This window comes from Streptomyces sp. SCSIO ZS0520 (assembly GCF_025643355.1).
GTDB classification, from domain to species: Bacteria; Actinomycetota; Actinomycetes; order Streptomycetales; family Streptomycetaceae; genus Streptomyces; species Streptomyces physcomitrii.
Window position 1 is genome coordinate 2,478,358 of the sequence record NZ_CP092644.1, and the last position, 15,964, is coordinate 2,494,321.

The following is a 15,964-nucleotide window of genomic DNA, read 5'->3' on the forward strand; positions in this document are numbered from 1 at the left end:
CGTCACCAGTGAGCCCACAGGGACACCGACTCACTGTGCGGTATGGCCCTTCGGAAGCGCTTCGGGAATCTTTAGGGTCTGCTTCAGAAGGATTTCGGCGGGACACAAGGGCCTGCTCACGGGCGCGCGCACGCCGAAGGGCCCGTGGCAGGCGGGTGCCTTCCACGGGCCCTTCGGGGCGGGCGAGCGCCGTTCAGCCCTGGGACTTACCGGTCTCCTGGCCCTCGGCGGTGGCCTGGTGGGCCTCCTCCAGGGCGGCGAGCGCCGGGTCCATGACGATCTCCTTGTCCCGCTCGACCGTGGGGTCCTCCGGGAAGTGGCAGGCCGTCAGGTGGCCCTGGAGGTTGCCCTCGATGTGCACGAGCGGGGGCTCCTCGGTCGCGCACTTGTCCTGGGCCTTCCAGCAGCGGGTGCGGAAGCGGCAGCCGGACGGCGGCGAGATCGGCGAGGGCACGTCGCCCTCCAGGCGGATGCGCTCCTTCTTGTCCGCGTCGATGTCCGCGTCCGGCACGGCCGAGAGCAGCGCGTGCGTGTACGGGTGGCGCGGGCGGGTGTAGAGCGAGTCGCGGTCGGCGATCTCCACGATCTTGCCCAGGTACATCACCGCGACGCGCTGCGAGAAGTGGCGTACCACCGCGAGGTCGTGGGCGATGAAGACGAAGGCGATGCCCATCTCCCGCTGGACCTCCTGGAGCAGGTTCACGACCTGCGCCTGGATGGAGACGTCCAGCGCGGACACCGGCTCGTCCGCGATGATCAGCTTCGGCTGGAGGGCGACCGCGCGGGCCACCCCGATGCGCTGGCGCTGACCGCCGGAGAACTCGTGCGGGAAGCGGTTGTAGTGCTCCGGGTTGAGGCCGACGATCTCCAGGAGCTCGCGGACCCGGGCCTCGCGGCCGCCGGGCGGGTCGATGTCGTTGATCTCCATCGGCCCGGAGATGATCTTGCCGACCGTCTGCCGCGGGTTGAGCGAGGCGTACGGGTCCTGGAAGATCATCTGGATCTCGGACCGGATCGGCGCCAGCTGCTTGCGGTTGGCCTTGGAGATGTCCTTGCCGCGGTAGGCGATGGTGCCCGCGCTCGGCTCGTGGAGCCGGGTGAGCAGGCGGCCGGTGGTCGACTTCCCGCAGCCCGACTCGCCGACGAGGCCGAGGCTCTCGCCCGCGAACACGTCGAAGTCGAGCCCGTCGACGGCCTTCACGGCACCGACGGTGCGCTTGATCGGGAAGCCGCCCTTGATGGGGAAGTGCTTCTTCAGGCCGCGGACGCTCATCAGCGGCGTACCGGGCTCCGCGGCGTCGCGCGGCTCGGGCACCGTGTCGGCGACCGCCGTCGGTGTGGTGGATTTCTCGGTCATGGTCCTCGTCCCCAGTCGCTGGTCGGTCAGCCCAGCCGGGGCTGAATCGTCTCGATGAACACCTGCTGCTTCTGCTCCGCCGACAGGTGGCAGGCGGCCGCGCGTCCGGTCGGCAGGACGGGGCGTTCCGTCACGCAGGCGTCGCCCGGCACCTTGTCGGTGAAGGCGCAGCGCGGGTGGAAGGCGCAGCCGGTGGGCGGGTTGAGCAGCGAGGGCGGCGAGCCGGGGATGGGCAGCAGCGGTTCGTCCACGTCGCCGGAGAGCCGCGGCATCGAGCCGAGCAGGCCCCAGGTGTACGGGTGCTGCGGGGCCTTGAGCACCTCGCGCACCGAACCGCGCTCCACGGCGCGGCCCGCGTACATCACCAGGATGTCGTCGGCCATGTTGGCGACGACGCCCAGGTCGTGCGTGATCATGACGATCGCGGAGCCGAACTCCTGCTGGAGGTCCTTGAGCAGGTCGAGGATCTGCGCCTGCACGGTGACGTCGAGCGCGGTGGTGGGCTCGTCCGCGATGAGCAGCGAGGGGTTGCACACCAGCGACATGGCGATCATCGCGCGCTGGCGCATACCGCCGGAGAACTGGTGCGGATAGTCGTCGACCCGCTGCTTGGCGTGCGGGATGCCGACCTTGGTCAGCATCTCGACGGCGCGGTCGCGGGCCTCCTTCTTGCTCGCGCCGGTGTGTTTGCGGAAGGGCTCGGAGATCTGCCGGCCGACCGTGTAGTACGGCGAGAGCGCGGTCAGCGAGTCCTGGAAGATCATCGCCATCTTGTTGCCGCGGAGCCGTTCCATCTCCGACTCGGTGGCGTTGACCAGTTCCTTGCCGTCGAGCAGGATCTCGCCGTCGATGCTGGTCGACTTCTTGTTGTGCAGCCCGAGGATGGACAGGTTCGTCACGGACTTGCCGGAGCCGGACTCGCCGACGATGCCCAGCGTCTGGCCGCGCTCCAGGTCGAAGGAGAGCCCGTCGACGGCCTTGACGATGCCGTCCTCGGTGGTGAAGTGGACGAAGAGGTCGCGCACGGAGAGGAAGGAGTCCGACCCCGTCGTGGCCGGGGAGCCCTCGGTTTTGGTGAGTGTGGTCACGGTCGGTCTCCTAGGACAGGCGCACGCGCGGGTCGATCACGGCGTAGAGCGCGTCCACGATGATGTTGCAGACGATGATGAAGGCCGCGCTGACGAGCATCACGCCCATGGTCAGCGGGAGGTCCTTGAAGTTGACGGAGTCGATCGCGAGGCGTCCGATCCCGGAGAGCCCGAAGGTGAGTTCGGTGACCATGCCGCCGCCGAGCAGGGCGGAGATGTCCATGCCGAGGATGGTGACGATCGGGATCAGCGAGCCCCGCCAGGCGTAGCGGAAGAAGACGTACCGCTTGGGCATGCCCTTGGCTCTGGCGGCCCGTACGTGCTCCTCCTGGAGCTGCTCGATCATCGTCGAGCGCGACATACGGGTGTAGTTGGCGGTGAAGATCACCGACATCACGACCCAGGGGATCAGCAGGCCCATGAACCACTCCCCCACGTTGTCGGTGAAGGGCACGTACTTGGGCTTGTCCAGCCAGCCGGTGCTGTAGACGAACAGGCCGAGGCAGACCGGGCCGAGGAAGTAGATCTGCATCGAGCTGAGGACCAGCGAGGCGGAGGAGAAGCCCTTGTCCAGCCAGGTGCCGCGCTTCGCGGCGGCGAGCAGACCGGTGCCGAGTCCGACGAAGAGGAAGACGACGAGTCCGCCGATGGTCAGCGAGAGCGTGGTCGGGAAGCGGTCGACGATCGTGTCCCAGACCATCTCGTCGGTACGGAAGGAGACGCCGAAGCAGGGGGCCGAGCAGTGGCCGACCGCGAAGTCGCGGCCCTGGAAGATGCCGATCAGGAAGTTCCAGTACTGCACCGGTACCGGATCGTCGAGGCCCAGGTTCTTGTGGATGATCGCCAGCGCGTCCGGTGTGCAGTTCTTGCCGCACGCCAGCATCGCCGGGTCCTGGGGGATGGCGAAGAACATGAAGAACGTGAAGGCGCTGATCAACAAGAGGATCAGGCTGGCGCCGAGCGTCCGGCGAAGAAGAAATCGAAGCATGGCAGATCGCTGCTCTCAGGACGGCGGCGGATCGAGGGGAGTGGCAGGTCCGGTCCCGGGGGCGTGCGCTCCGCCGCGCACACGCCCCCGGGACCCGGTCCTTACTTCTTCAGGTACACCCGGGTGACGTCGGTGTAGCTGGTGGTGGTCGAGTAGCGCAGGCCACCGATGTTGGAACCGGCGATCTGGAACACCTTGGTGTAGTACACCGGGGCGGCCGGGTTGACCTTGGTGACGATGTACTTGTTCAGCTCGTTCCAGGCCTTCGCGGCTTCCTTCGGGTCCACGATCTTCTGGATCCGCACGATCTCCGCGTTCACGTGCTTGTCGTTGATGTGCGAGTAGTTCGAGGCACCGTCCTGGATCTGGGTGCCGTCGTAGACCGGCGGGATGACCGTGGCGCCGGAGGCCCAGTCCTGGCCCCAGCCGGTCATGTAGATGTCGTAGTCGTTCTTGACCTTGCCGACCTGCTCGTAGAAGGTCGCGGAGTCGATCTGCTTCTTCTGCGGGCTCAGGCCGATCTTCTTCAGGGCGTCCTCGACGAGGACGGCCTGCTCCTGGCGCATCTGCTCGCTGCCGTGCGCGTAGACGATCTTCTTGCCCTTGGCGCCGGCCTCTTCGATCAGCTTCTTGGCCTTGGCGATGTCACCGTTCGGCTTGCCCTTGCGGTTGAAGGGGTCGAAGGAGTCGTCGTAGCCCGGAGTGGTCGGCGAGAGCAGGTTGTTCGCGACCTCACCGCCGTAGGCGCCGCCGTCGGCCTTGAAGACCGCGTTCGCCGGCATCGCGTAGGAGATGGCGTCGCGGATCTTCTTGTCCTTGATCCGGTCCAGGTTGAAGTTCATCTGCCACACGTACGGGGCGTAGCCCTGGATCGTGCGCTTCATGGCGGAGGCGTCGCCGACGACCTTCTGCAGCTGGGTCGTGGAGACCTGGCCGGTGAACATGACCGCGTCCTTGGCCTCACCGCGGTCGGCGAGGATGGTCTTGGTCTGGTCGTCGTCGTTGTGGTTGAACTCGATGTCGAAGCCGTCGACGTACGCGTGGCGCATGGCGTCGGTCTTCGGGTCCCAGTTCGGGTTCTTGACGAGCTTCATGCTCTTGCCCGGCTTGTACTCGCCGATCTTGTACGGACCGACCGCGACCGGGGCCTTGTCGTACTTCTTCTTGGTGTCCGTGCCCTTGGGCACGATGTTGTAGCCGACCATCGCCAGCGCCTGCGGCAGGTCCGGCTTGGCCTCCTTGAACTTGAAGATGACGGTCTTCTTGTCCGGGGTCTCGAGCACCGAGTCGGGCAGGTGCTTGCCCCCGGAGGGACCGGCGTAGGCCTTGCGGTAGCTGGTGCCCGAACCGGACAGCCACTGCTGGATGTAGCTCGGGCCGTCGGTGATGTACGTGTCGTACATCCGCTCGATGGTGTGGCGGACGTCGGCCGAGTCGATGACATGGCCCTTCTCGTCCTTGATGCCGTCCTTGAGCGTGTACTTCCAGGTCTTGCCGCCGTCCTCGGTGGTGCCGGAGTCCGTGGCGAGGTCGCCGACGACGGTCTGGTTGCCCTTCTCGTCCTCCTTGTTCGTGGTCAGACCACGGAAGAGGAGCTTGCCGAGCATGCCCGCGTCGGAGACGTAGATCTGGCCCGGGTCGAGGTGCGAGAAGTCGGTGGCGTTGTACACCTTCATGGTGCCGCCGGGCTTCGCGCCGGGAACCGGCTCGGCCGGACCGGTGGACGCCTTCTCGTCGCCGAGCTTGACGGAGACCGACTGGGCGGCGGCGTCCTTCTTGGTCTTGCTGTTGTCCTTGGACTTGCCACCGCCGCCGCCGCAACCGGTGAGCGCAAGGGCGCCCGCGGTCACCGCCACGACCGCGGCCTGAGCCGAGCGTGATCGGAAGATGCTCATGGAGTTCAGTCCACCTGCCTGTGAGTAGTGATGGGTGCTGCCTGGCACATCCGGTATCAGCCGGCGCCCGGGTGTGGCAGCGGCCCCCCTCGTGTGGGGGTCAGCGCCCCGTCTTGGGATCGAAGGCATCCCGTACGGAGTCACCGAGGAGGTTGAACGCCACGACGAAGACGACCATGGCGACACCCGGGAAGAGCATGAAGGTCGGGTCCTGCTCGTAGATCTCCGAACCGGTGGCGAACATGCGCCCCCAGTCCGGGGTGGTCGCGTCGTAACCGACGCCCACGAACGAGAGGAAGGCGACCGAGAGGATGGTGCTGGGAAGCATGTAGGTGCCCTGGACCAGGATCGGCGTGACCAGGTTGGGCAGCAGCTCCTTGCGGATGATCCGCCAGGGGGAGGCGCCCGCGACCTTCGCCGCCTCGACGAACTCCCGCTCGCGCAGGGAGAGGGTCACGGCGCGGATCAGCCGGGCGAGGCCCATCCAGCCGAGGAACCAGAGCACGCCCATGATGGCGCAGGCCTTGACGTAGGTCGGGGTGGCCTCGTCCGGGGCGACGAAGATGGTCGTGATGACCGGCATCGAGGCCACGAAGAAGAGCTGGCTCGGGAAGGCGAGCAGGAAGTCGGTGATCCGGCCGAGCCAGTAGTCGACCTTGCCGCCCATGTAGCCGCCGACGATGCCGATGAGGACACCGGTGAGCACCATGAGCAGGGTGGCGAGCAGGGCCGTGTACAGCGAGGTCCGCATGCCGTAGAGGAGCTGGGTGAAGACGTCGCGCCCGAGCTTGGGCTCGATGCCGAACCAGAAGTCCCCGGAGATACCGCCGTTGGCCCCGGCAGGGAAGTTGAACTCGTCGAAGAGCGTCGGGTCGTCCTGCGCGTAGAGGGTGTACGGGTTCTTGCCGTACACCTTCGCGATCAAGGGAGCGGCCGCGGCGACCACGAAGAAGAAGAGGACTATGCAGGCCGATATGACGCCGGCCTTGTCCCGCTTGAAGCGGCGCCACATCAGCTGGCCGGGCGAGCGCCCTTCCAGCTTCTTCTCCTCCGGAGCGGCCTTCGGATCGGGGGCTTTGTCCAAGACGGGGGCCTCGGTGCCCTTGATCTCGATTGGACTCGTCATGATTCGTCCATTTCACAGGTATCGGTGGCCGACAGCCGAAGCGGCGCCCCCTGGCGGGGACTTCGCCTGACAGCTGGCCGTCGCACGGTCTCCACGAACACCGCCTGGGTACGGGAGTACGGCGCCGGACGGCCGGAGAGCACGAGTGCGGGCTTCCGGCCCGGCATGCAGGTCTGGGCTACTACAGGGGGATGCCGGTCCGGCCGGAGACACCGCTCCTCAGTTCACCGGCCGCAGCGCTGGGCCCGTGGGCCCGGATGGCGTGCATCTGGGGTGACGCGACCCATCTGGTGCGTGTGGCACCGCGCATGGGGTCCTCCTCATGAGTCCACTCGTCCACTACGAAGGAGGGCACAGGAGGATTCACCGCCACCCCTGACGGCGAAGTCCGTGTGCCCCAGTGTGCTCGTGAGCCCGCGCTCCCCACAGCGCGTAAACCCATTGACCCGAGCTCTACGCGGACAACTATCAGCCATGGGGTTCTGCCCGACCACCGTCTTTTGGTCTCGATTCGATCACACCTCTCGCTCACTTCTTCCGAAATCCGGACAAAGCGATCCGAGATAGATGCTCGCGAAACGGACTTGTTACCTATCTATCGGTCAACAACGTCCGCATAACGGACCCTTGGACCAGAGAATTCGCTTGCGCCGGGCGCCCCGGCATGACGCCCCCTCCGGGGCCCGCGGGAGCGTTCGTCCGGGGCCGCGCCGAAGACCGTGCACGCGTGCGCTCGGCACCCGCACATCATGGGCTCGCCCCTGGAGCGTATCCAATGAGCTCCGCGCGTAGAACAGCATCGTGACAGCAGCTTGTTACAGCTGTGCGTCACGATTCCGAAAAGTATCCGGCAGAGCTTCGGGAAAACGGGACCGGGCCCGTATCCCCCGTGCGGCAGGGGGTACGGGCCCGGTCCTGAGGCTCAAGTGGCGGGCGGTCAGGGGCAGTTGAGGGCCCCAGAGGCCGCCCTCGCGGCGCCTCAGCCGTGCTTGGCGCGGGAGGCGGCGCGGGCGCGCTCGCGGGCGTCCAGGTTCACCTTGCGGATGCGGACGGCCTCCGGGGTGACCTCGACGCACTCGTCGTCGCGGCAGAACTCCAGGGACTGCTCCAGGGAGAGCTTGCGCGGCGGAACGATCGACTCCGCGACATCGGCCGTGGAGGAGCGCATGTTGGTGAGCTTCTTCTCCTTGGTGATGTTCACGTCCATGTCGTCCGAGCGGGAGTTCTCGCCGACGATCATGCCCTCGTAGACCTCGGTGCCGGGCTCGGTGAAGAGCACCCCGCGCTCCTGCAGGTTGGTCATCGCGAAGGCGGTCACCGCGCCCGAACGGTCCGCCACCAGCGAGCCGTTGTTGCGGGTCGTCAGGGTGCCGAACCACGGCTCGTGGCCCTCGTGGATCGAGTGCCCGATGCCGGTGCCGCGGGTGCTGGTGAGGAACTCCGTACGGAAGCCGATCAGGCCGCGCGAGGGCACCACGAACTCCATGCGCACCCAGCCGGAGCCGTGGTTGGACATGTTGTCCATCCGGCCCTTGCGGACGCCCATCAGCTGCGTGACCGCGCCCATGTGCTCCTCGGGCACGTCGATCGTCATGCGCTCGACCGGCTCGTGCACCTTGCCGTCGATCTCCTTGGTGACCACCTGCGGCTTGCCGATGGTCAGCTCGAAGCCCTCCCGGCGCATGGTCTCCACCAGGATCGCCAGCGCCAGCTCACCGCGGCCCTGCACCTCCCAGGCGTCGGGGCGCTCGGTGTCCAGGACCCGCAGCGAGACATTGCCGACCAGCTCGCGGTCGAGGCGGTCCTTCACCTGGCGGGCGGTGACCTTGCGGTCCTTGACGGCGGACTTGGCGTCCGCGCCCTTGCCGGTGCCGCCGCGGCCGACCAGCGGCGAGGTGTTGGTTCCGATGACCATGGAGATCGCGGGCTCGTCGACCGTGATCAGCGGCAGCGCGATCGGGTTCTCGGGGTCGGCGAGGGTCTCGCCGATCATGATGTCCGGGATACCGGCGACCGCGCAGATGTCACCGGGGCCCGCCATCTCCGCGGGCTTGCGGGTGAGCGCCTCGGTCATCATCAGCTCGCTGATGCGGACGTTGGCGATGGTGCCGTCCCGCTTGATCCAGGCGACGGTCTGGCCCTTGCGCAGCTCGCCCTGCTCGACGCGGAGCAGCGCGATACGGCCGAGGAAGTTGTCCGCGTCCAGGTTGGTCACATGCGCCTGGAGCGGGGCGTCCTCCTCGTAGGAGGGAGCCGGGACGCTCTCCAGGAGCGTGGTGAAGAAAGGTTCCAGGCTGTCGCTGTCGGCCGGGACGGTGCCGTCCTCCGGCTTGGTCAGCGAGGCGACGCCGTCGCGCGCGCAGGCGTAGACGATCGGGAACTCGATCTGGTCCTCGTCGGCGTCCAGGTCGAGGAAGAGGTCGTAGGCCTCGTTGACGACCTCGTCGATACGCGAGTCCGGGCGGTCCGTCTTGTTGATGCACAGGATGACGGGCAGCCGGGCCTGGAGCGCCTTGCGCAGCACGAAGCGGGTCTGCGGCAGCGGGCCCTCGGAGGCGTCGACCAGGAGGACCACGGCGTCCACCATCGACAGGCCGCGCTCGACCTCGCCGCCGAAGTCGGCGTGGCCGGGGGTGTCGATGATGTTGATGGTGATCGGGTCGCCGCCCGCCTTGGGGTGGTACTTCACCGCCGTGTTCTTGGCGAGGATCGTGATGCCCTTCTCACGCTCCAGGTCGTTCGAGTCCATGACCCGGTCGTCGACCGACTCGAGCTGGTGGGCCGCGAAGGCGCCGGCCTGCTTCAGCATGGCGTCGACGAGGGTGGTCTTGCCATGGTCGACATGGGCGACGATGGCGACATTGCGGATGTCGTGACGCTCAACAGTTGCAGCCATAACGTGCGGCGCTTCTCCCGGGATGAGTGGACGGCTGCGCGTACAGATCCGTACGCGGCCCTGCCGGGCTGGACACGCCACGGCCTCACCCCATCGTACGGGGCGCTGCGGGCACCGGCCTCCGCGGGGCAGGCGGAGCCCCCGGCGCTCCGGTCGGGGCGCCGGGGGGACGGTGCTCTCGGGCACCACCGCGGGGGCGGTGCCGGGCGCCGGGCAGGCGCCGGGATGTCGGGTCTCAGGGGCGGGGTCGGGGGCGGTGCACGGGGTCGCTGCGCAGGGACGGAAGGCCGGGTCGGCGGGGCCCGAGGGGGTCGGCGGGCCCGGGGATCACGGGGCAGTCAGGAGACTGCCCGCCCGGGCCGCCCGGCGGCAAGGCCCCCGCCCGCCCTCGCCACAAGTTCCCCATCAGGGCGCCAAACCTTCACTCCTTGTCCGACTCCCGGCCGTCGGCCGCGCCGGACTCCTTGTCCGAGGCCTTGCGGGACTCCTCGGCCGAGGGCTTGCGGGACTCCTTGTCCGAGGGCTTGCGGGACTCCTCGGCCGAGGGCTTCCCCGACGCCTTGTCCGGTCCCTTGCCGCTCTTCTCCGCGTCCTTGCCGGACTTCCTGCCGGACTCCTCGGCAAAGGGTTCGGCGGACGGCTTCCCCGACTCCCGGCCGGAGTCCTTGTCCCCGCCGCCCGGCGTACCCCGGTGCGCGGCGGGACCGCCGTGACCTGCGGACTTCAGGAAGCCGATGTCCTCGTACCGCGGGGACTCGAAGCCGTAGGCGCCGACGTTCGCGAGGTCCTTGCGCACCGCGACGAGCTGGGGGCGCTGGTAGAGCGGGAGGGATCCGGCGGCGGCCCAGATGCGGGCGTCGGCCTTGCGCATCAGGCCCGCCACGTCACCGGAGTCCAGCTCGGTGGTCGCCTTGTCGAAGAGCTGGTCGATGTAGTCGGTGCCGACCCGGGTGTAGTTCTGCTCGACATTGAGCGAGCCGTCGGCCGCCGGGACCGGCTTCGCGTAGATCGGGCGGGCGTCGGTGGCCGGGAAGGCGGTGGCGGGCCAGGAGTAGAGCGCCATGTCGTACTCACCGGCGGCGATGTGGTCCTTGAAGTAGTCCTCGTCGGCGACCTTCACCAGCTCGGTACGGATGCCGATCCGGCCGAGCATCTTCGAGATGTCCGCCCCGACCTCGCGCAGCGACTGGGAGCCGGGCCCGGAGGGCAGGACGAAGCGGAGGGTGAGCGCCTTGCCGTCCTTGGCGAGCAGCCCGGCCGCCGAGCCGCCGGGGGCCGCGGTGCCCTTGGGGGCGTAGGCGCCGGGTGCGCCGCCGGGCTGGGAGTGCGGCTTGTCCTGGGCGGCCTTGCCGTCGTCCGGGGCGCCCGCCTCGCCGCTGGGCTTCGCGGTCTTCTTCCCCTCGTCCCCGCCGTCCGAGCCGGGGGCCTCGGCCTCGCTCTTCTTCCCGCTCTTCGTACCCTCCTTCTCGGTCCCGGCGCGGGCGTCAGTCTCCTCGTCCTTCTTGCCGCCCTTGCGCAGCGGCCCGCCGGGCACCCATCCGGCGTCGGCGAGCAGCGCCTGCGCCTCGTCGGTGTCCTGGGCGCCGAGGGCGCCGCTGCCGTCCGCGTAGCCGAGCTGACCGGCGAGCGCGAGGTGGCTGCCCACCGGCTTGGCGGGCAGCCCGAGCGGGCCGAGCACCGAGCGGGCGATCCGCCCCCGGTCGATCGCGCGGGCGACGGCCCGGCGCACCCGGTCGTCGGTGAGCGGTCCGGAGGCGCCGTTCAGGGCGAGCTGGGTGAAGGCGGGTTCCAGGGACTTGCGGATCTCGTAGCGGCCGAGGCCCTGCTGCTCCTTGGCGAAGGCCTGCCGGGCGCGTTCGGCCTTGGCCCGGACCTCCTTCTCCTTGTCGGCGGCCTCCTCGTCGGAGCCGTGGACCACCGCCCAGGAGCGCAGTGCCTGGGCCGGGCCGCGGGCCGCGCCGGGGCCCGCGGCGGGGGCGCCACCGGCGGCCTGCCCCTCGGCGGCGCCGGAGATCCGCCGGGCGTCGCCGGGTTCGAGGGCGGCGATGTCGACCTCGCCCTTGCGCAGGGCGTCCAGCCGCCGACCGGCCGGGACCGCGCGCAGCACCAGCTTGTCGAGCTTGGCGCGCTCGCCCCACCAGCGCGGGTTGCGCACCAGCGTGAGCCGGTCCTCGGAAGCCTTGGCGCCCTTCTTGCGCTGCTCGGGGGCGAAGGGGCCCGCGGTGATCTTCAGGGCCTTGCGAGCGTCCTCGTTGAAGGCGTCCGGGCTGCCCATCACCTGCTTCGGGTAGAGCGGCGAGAAGAGCGACCGCCAGTCCGCGTACTTCTTCTTGAAGGTGACCCGGACCTGGAGGTCGTTGTCGCCGCGCTCGATCTCGGCGATGCGGTTGTAGCCCGCGTTGCGCGCGGTCCAGTACGCGCTGTTCTTCCCGGAGAGGGCGTGCCACTGGGCCACGAAGTCGGCGGCGCCGATCTCCCGGCCGTCGCTCCACACCGCCCGCTGGTCGAGCTTGTAGAGGACGACCTGGGGGTCGGTCTCGACGACCTTGGCCGACTCCAGGAAGTCGGCGTCCCGGGCGGGCCGCCCCTGCTTGTCGAGGCGGAACATCGAGGGCAGTACGGCCCCGGCCACCCGCGAGGTGACCTCGTCGGCGTCGGACTGGTAGGCGTTGAGGGTCTTGGGCAGGGCGTCGACCGCCCAGCGCGCGGTGGCGCCGTCGGCGAGCTTCGCCCGGGAGGCGGAGCCGAGGTCCTGGCGCGCGGTGGGCGGCGCCTCCTTCTCCTCGGAACTGCAGGCGGCGAGGGCGGGCACCGCGAGGACACCCGTCGTCAGGAACGCGACCGAACGCATCACCGAGCGCCGGCCGGCGCCTTCGTGCGACATCTGTGGACCTCCGGGGCTCGCCCGCCGGCCCGCGGGCCGGGGAGCTGGTGCGGGACTGCTCCCGTTCGGGGGAATCAGCAGCTGATCAGACGTGATCCCCTACTGAAGGCGAGCGCCCCGGGGGCGAGTGGGAGCCACGGCGCCGCACCCTTCGAAGGCCACCCGGGCGGCCGAACCCGGGCAGCGGGGGGCGTGCGGAGGACGGGCGGGCGTACGGGGGCCGGGCGGGCGGCAGGAGCCGGGCGGGCGAGGGAGCGGGGCCCGGTGGGCGAGGGGCGGGGCCGCGCGGGCGAGGGAAGAAGCCGGGCAGGCAGCAGCCCGGTGGCCAGAACGGCCCGTGGTCAGAACGGCCCGCGGTCGGAACAGTCGATGTCAGAACAGCCCGCGGTCGGAACAGCCCGCGGTCAGAACAAGCTGAGCAGCGCCTCGGTCGGGTCCGTGGTGCCGCCGCCGTTCTTCGGCAGGTCGAGTTCGAACCAGACGGTCTTGCCGCGGGGGGTGCGGCGCGAGCCCCAGCCCGTGCTGAGCAGGCCGACGAGTTGGAGGCCCCGGCCGCCCTCGTCGGTGTCCCGGGCCCGGCGCCTGCGCGGCTGGACCAGGCCGCCGTCCCAGACCTCGCAGACCAGGGTGCGGTCGAGCAGCAGCCGCAGCCGGATGTCGCCCTCGCCGTAGCGCAGCGCGTTGGTGACCAGCTCGCTCACCAGCAACTCGGTGGTGTCGACGAGGAGTTCGAGGTCCCAGGACTCCAGCTGGGCGCGTGCCAGCTCCCGGGCGCGGCCCACGCTGCGCGGCTCGCGGGGCAGCGCCCAGTCACCCACCGACTCGGCGGGCAGCCCCTGCACCCGCGCCATGAGCAGGGCGATGTCGTCCTCCCCGTGGTGGGTGTCGAGGGACTCCAGGACGTGGTCGCAGAGGTCCTCCAGGGAGCGGGCGGGCGTCCCGGAGGCGGCGGGCGGCTGCGCGGCCTTCTCCTCGCCGCCGGGCGGGGGCACCGGCACGTCGAGGGAGGCGCGGAGGGCTTCGAGTCCCTCGTCGAGGGGGTGGTCCCGGGACTCGACGAGTCCGTCGGTGTAGAGGGCGAGCACGGCGCCCTCCGGCAGTTCTATCTCCACGTCCTCGAAGGGCTCGTCACCGACGCCGAGCGGCAGCCCGGGCGGTACGTCGAGCATGACGGCCCGCTCCTCGGCGGGGTCGACGAGGACCGGGGGCAGGTGCCCGGCGTTGGCGAAGGTGCAGCGCCGGGTGACCGAGTCGTAGACGGCGTAGACGCAGGTGGCGAGGTAGACCTCGGAGAGGTTCTCGTCCTGGGCGCCGCGGGCGCCGCGGCGGCCGGACTTGCGGGCGCCGCTGCCGGGGCCGAAGGCGGCGGAGGGCCCGCCGGGGGTGCCGAGTCCGCGGGCGGTCTCGTCCAGGGCGGTGAGCACCTCGGCCGGTTCCAGGTCGAGCAGGGCCAAGGTCCGTACGGCGGTGCGCAGTTCGCCCATGGCGACGGCGGCGCGCAGTCCGCGGCCCATGACGTCGCCGACCACCAGGGCGGTGCGGTGGCCGGGGAGTTCGATGACGTCGAACCAGTCGCCGCCGACCTCGGTGGCGGCGGTGCCCGGCAGATAGCGGCAGGCGATGTCGAGACCGGCGGCCTCGGGGTCGCCGGGCGGCAGCAGGGAGCGCTGGAGGATGAGCGCGCGCTCGTGTTCACGCCGGTACAGGCGGGCGTTGTCGATGCAGACGGCGGCGCGGGCGGCCAGTTCGACGGCGAGCGCGCGGTCGCGTTCGCCGAAGGGCTCGCTGCCCTTGGCCCGGGCGAACTGGGCGAGGCCGACCACGGTGTCGTGCGCGACCATCGGCACCACCAGGGTGGACTGCACCAGCCCGGGCCCCTGGGCCGGTACGAGCTGGGGCCGGGCGCTGCGCAGGGCCTCGGCGCAGGGCGAGTCCAGGGCGTAGCGGTGCACGGCGCCGACGGTGACGGGCGTGGGGCCGCCGGTGAGCGGGGCGTCCGAGACCGCGCTGGCGAAGCCGACCCGGCGCATCTCGGCACCGGCGGTGCCGGACCGGCTGCCCGAGCCGCCGCCGTGCGGGTTCTCGTCGCCGAGCAGCAGCCCTTGGTAGAGGTCGACGGTGGCGACGTCGCAGAAGCCGGGCACCGTCACGTCGAGGAGTTCGCGGGCGGTGGTCTCCAGGTCGAGGGAGTTGCCGATCCGGGCGCCGGCCTCGTTGAGCAGGGCGAGGTTGCGCCGGGCGTGCGCGGCCTCGCGGGCGGCGGCGTGGCGGCGGGTGACGTCCACGCCGAGTCCGGCGACGCCGAGCGGGCGGCCGGAGGGGCTGTGCACCCGGTAGAGGTTGATCGACCAGTGGCGGCGCTCGTCGGAGCCGGGCGGCGTACCGACGATCTGCATGTCGGTGACGGACTCCCCGGTGTCCAGGACGCGCTGGAGCACGGCGGTGACGCGGTCGGCCTCGTTGGGCGGCAGGTAGTCGTGGACGGTGCGGCCGCGGTGGGTGTCCAGGCTCCCGCCGAAGGCGGCGGCGAGGCGCTCGTTGGCGCGCTGCACCCGCAGGTCGGTGCCGAAGAGCAGGAAGCCGAAGGGGGAGTCGCCGAAGATGGCCTGGGAGGCGGCGAGGTCGCTCTCGATGCGGCGCAGGGTGCGGACGTCGACGACGATGCAGACGGCGGCCTGCTCCCCGGCGGCGGTGCCGGTGGGCATCACATAGATCTCGGCGATGCCGTCCTTGGCGGCCTGGCCCGGGCGCACCGGCGCGTGGAAGGGGACGATCCCGGTCCACTCGCGGCCGTCGAGGATCTCCGCCATCTTGCGGTGGCCGCGCGGGCGCAGGTGCTCGGGGACGAACTCCTCGACCGGGTCCTTGCCCAGGATGTCGGCGGCGGGCACGCCGAAGAGCTCCTCCGCGCGCGAACTCCACTGCTCCACGAGCCCGTCCGGGCCGATCGAGAAGGACGCGACCTGGATGTACTCGTACATGGAGCCGGGCGTGGTGTGGTGCCACATGGCATTGCCTCGCGACGGCCCCTCGGAGACCGAGGCCTTCGCCGGTGTCTCGCTCACGCGAACCGTCCCCTCCAGCTCACCGTGTCCACCACCGGAACCGGCATCCCGAAGTATCCAGCACCCGGGCTCCCGGCAACACGGCGTACACGATCACAGCACGGTCTCGACGCAATCGGTACCGTCCGGACCGCTACTCGCCTGTCTTCTAACCCGGCGGGGCCAGCTCGAACCACACGGTCTTGCCGGTGCCGGCCTGCCGGATCCCCCAGCGCCGGGAGGCACGTGCCACCAGCTGGATGCCGCGGCCGTGCTCGTCCCCTGGGTCCGCGCTCCGCTCGCACGGCGGGTCGGGAAGCGGGTCCGAGACCTCCACGAGCAGGGCGCCCGGCGCTGTGGCGGGACGCATCAACCGTACGCCGATGGGGGCGGAGGCGTAGCAGAGCGAGTTGGTGACCAGTTCGCTGACGAGCAGTTCAGCGAGGTCGGCGAGGCCTTCGAGACCCCAGTCGTGAAGCTGCTGCCGGACGCGGAGCCGGGCGGTGCGCACCGCCGTCGGGTCCGCGGGGAAGCTCCACTCGGCGCACGTGCTCTCGGTGTCGATCAAGCCGACCACTTCCCAGACCAACAGACCAGCAAAGGGGGCAATTCCTCTATAACGGATAAGAGGCACATACCCCTTGTACGGTTCCCGTTACCGGGTCACGGGGACCTCTCGGCACGAA

The 15,964-nt window shown here is 70.1% G+C and carries 9 protein-coding genes; all 9 read right to left on the bottom strand.

All coding sequences use genetic code 11. From position 1 onward, the window contains the following. Positions 1-193 precede the first annotated feature (193 nt). Complete coding sequence (locus MID12_RS09115) at positions 194-1,357, bottom strand: ABC transporter ATP-binding protein (RefSeq protein WP_040248760.1); 1,164 nt, start codon at positions 1,355-1,357, stop codon at positions 194-196. 26 nt (positions 1,358-1,383) lie between these two features. Further along, positions 1,384-2,445, bottom strand: coding sequence for an ABC transporter ATP-binding protein (locus MID12_RS09120; protein WP_040248762.1), 1,062 nt, complete (start codon positions 2,443-2,445; stop codon positions 1,384-1,386). A gap of 10 nt (positions 2,446-2,455) precedes the next feature. Next, complete coding sequence (locus MID12_RS09125) at positions 2,456-3,433, bottom strand: ABC transporter permease (RefSeq protein WP_040248764.1); 978 nt, start codon at positions 3,431-3,433, stop codon at positions 2,456-2,458. 101 nt (positions 3,434-3,534) lie between these two features. Then, positions 3,535-5,328: an ABC transporter substrate-binding protein gene (locus MID12_RS09130; protein ID WP_263165999.1), complete on the bottom strand. Its 1,794-nt coding sequence runs from the start codon at positions 5,326-5,328 to the stop codon at positions 3,535-3,537. Between the two features lie 100 nt (positions 5,329-5,428). Continuing rightward, the gene (locus MID12_RS09135) at positions 5,429-6,454 is read right to left on the bottom strand and encodes an ABC transporter permease (RefSeq protein WP_040248769.1); all 1,026 of its coding nucleotides are present in this window, start codon (positions 6,452-6,454) and stop codon (positions 5,429-5,431) included. A 979-nt stretch (positions 6,455-7,433) separates the two neighbouring features. Then, positions 7,434-9,350, bottom strand: a complete 1,917-nt coding sequence (typA, locus tag MID12_RS09140; RefSeq protein WP_040248772.1) for a translational GTPase TypA — start codon at positions 9,348-9,350, stop codon at positions 7,434-7,436. Between the two features lie 421 nt (positions 9,351-9,771). Further along, positions 9,772-12,234: an ABC transporter family substrate-binding protein gene (locus tag MID12_RS09145; protein ID WP_263166004.1), complete on the bottom strand. Its 2,463-nt coding sequence runs from the start codon at positions 12,232-12,234 to the stop codon at positions 9,772-9,774. Positions 12,235-12,638: 404 nt separating this feature from the next. Further along, positions 12,639-15,299 (bottom strand): SpoIIE family protein phosphatase, encoded by a 2,661-nt coding sequence (locus tag MID12_RS09150; protein ID WP_040248774.1) that lies wholly within the window; start codon positions 15,297-15,299, stop codon positions 12,639-12,641. 148 nt (positions 15,300-15,447) lie between these two features. Continuing rightward, the gene (locus tag MID12_RS09155) at positions 15,448-15,855 is read right to left on the bottom strand and encodes an ATP-binding protein (protein ID WP_107071296.1); all 408 of its coding nucleotides are present in this window, start codon (positions 15,853-15,855) and stop codon (positions 15,448-15,450) included. Positions 15,856-15,964 lie beyond the last annotated feature (109 nt).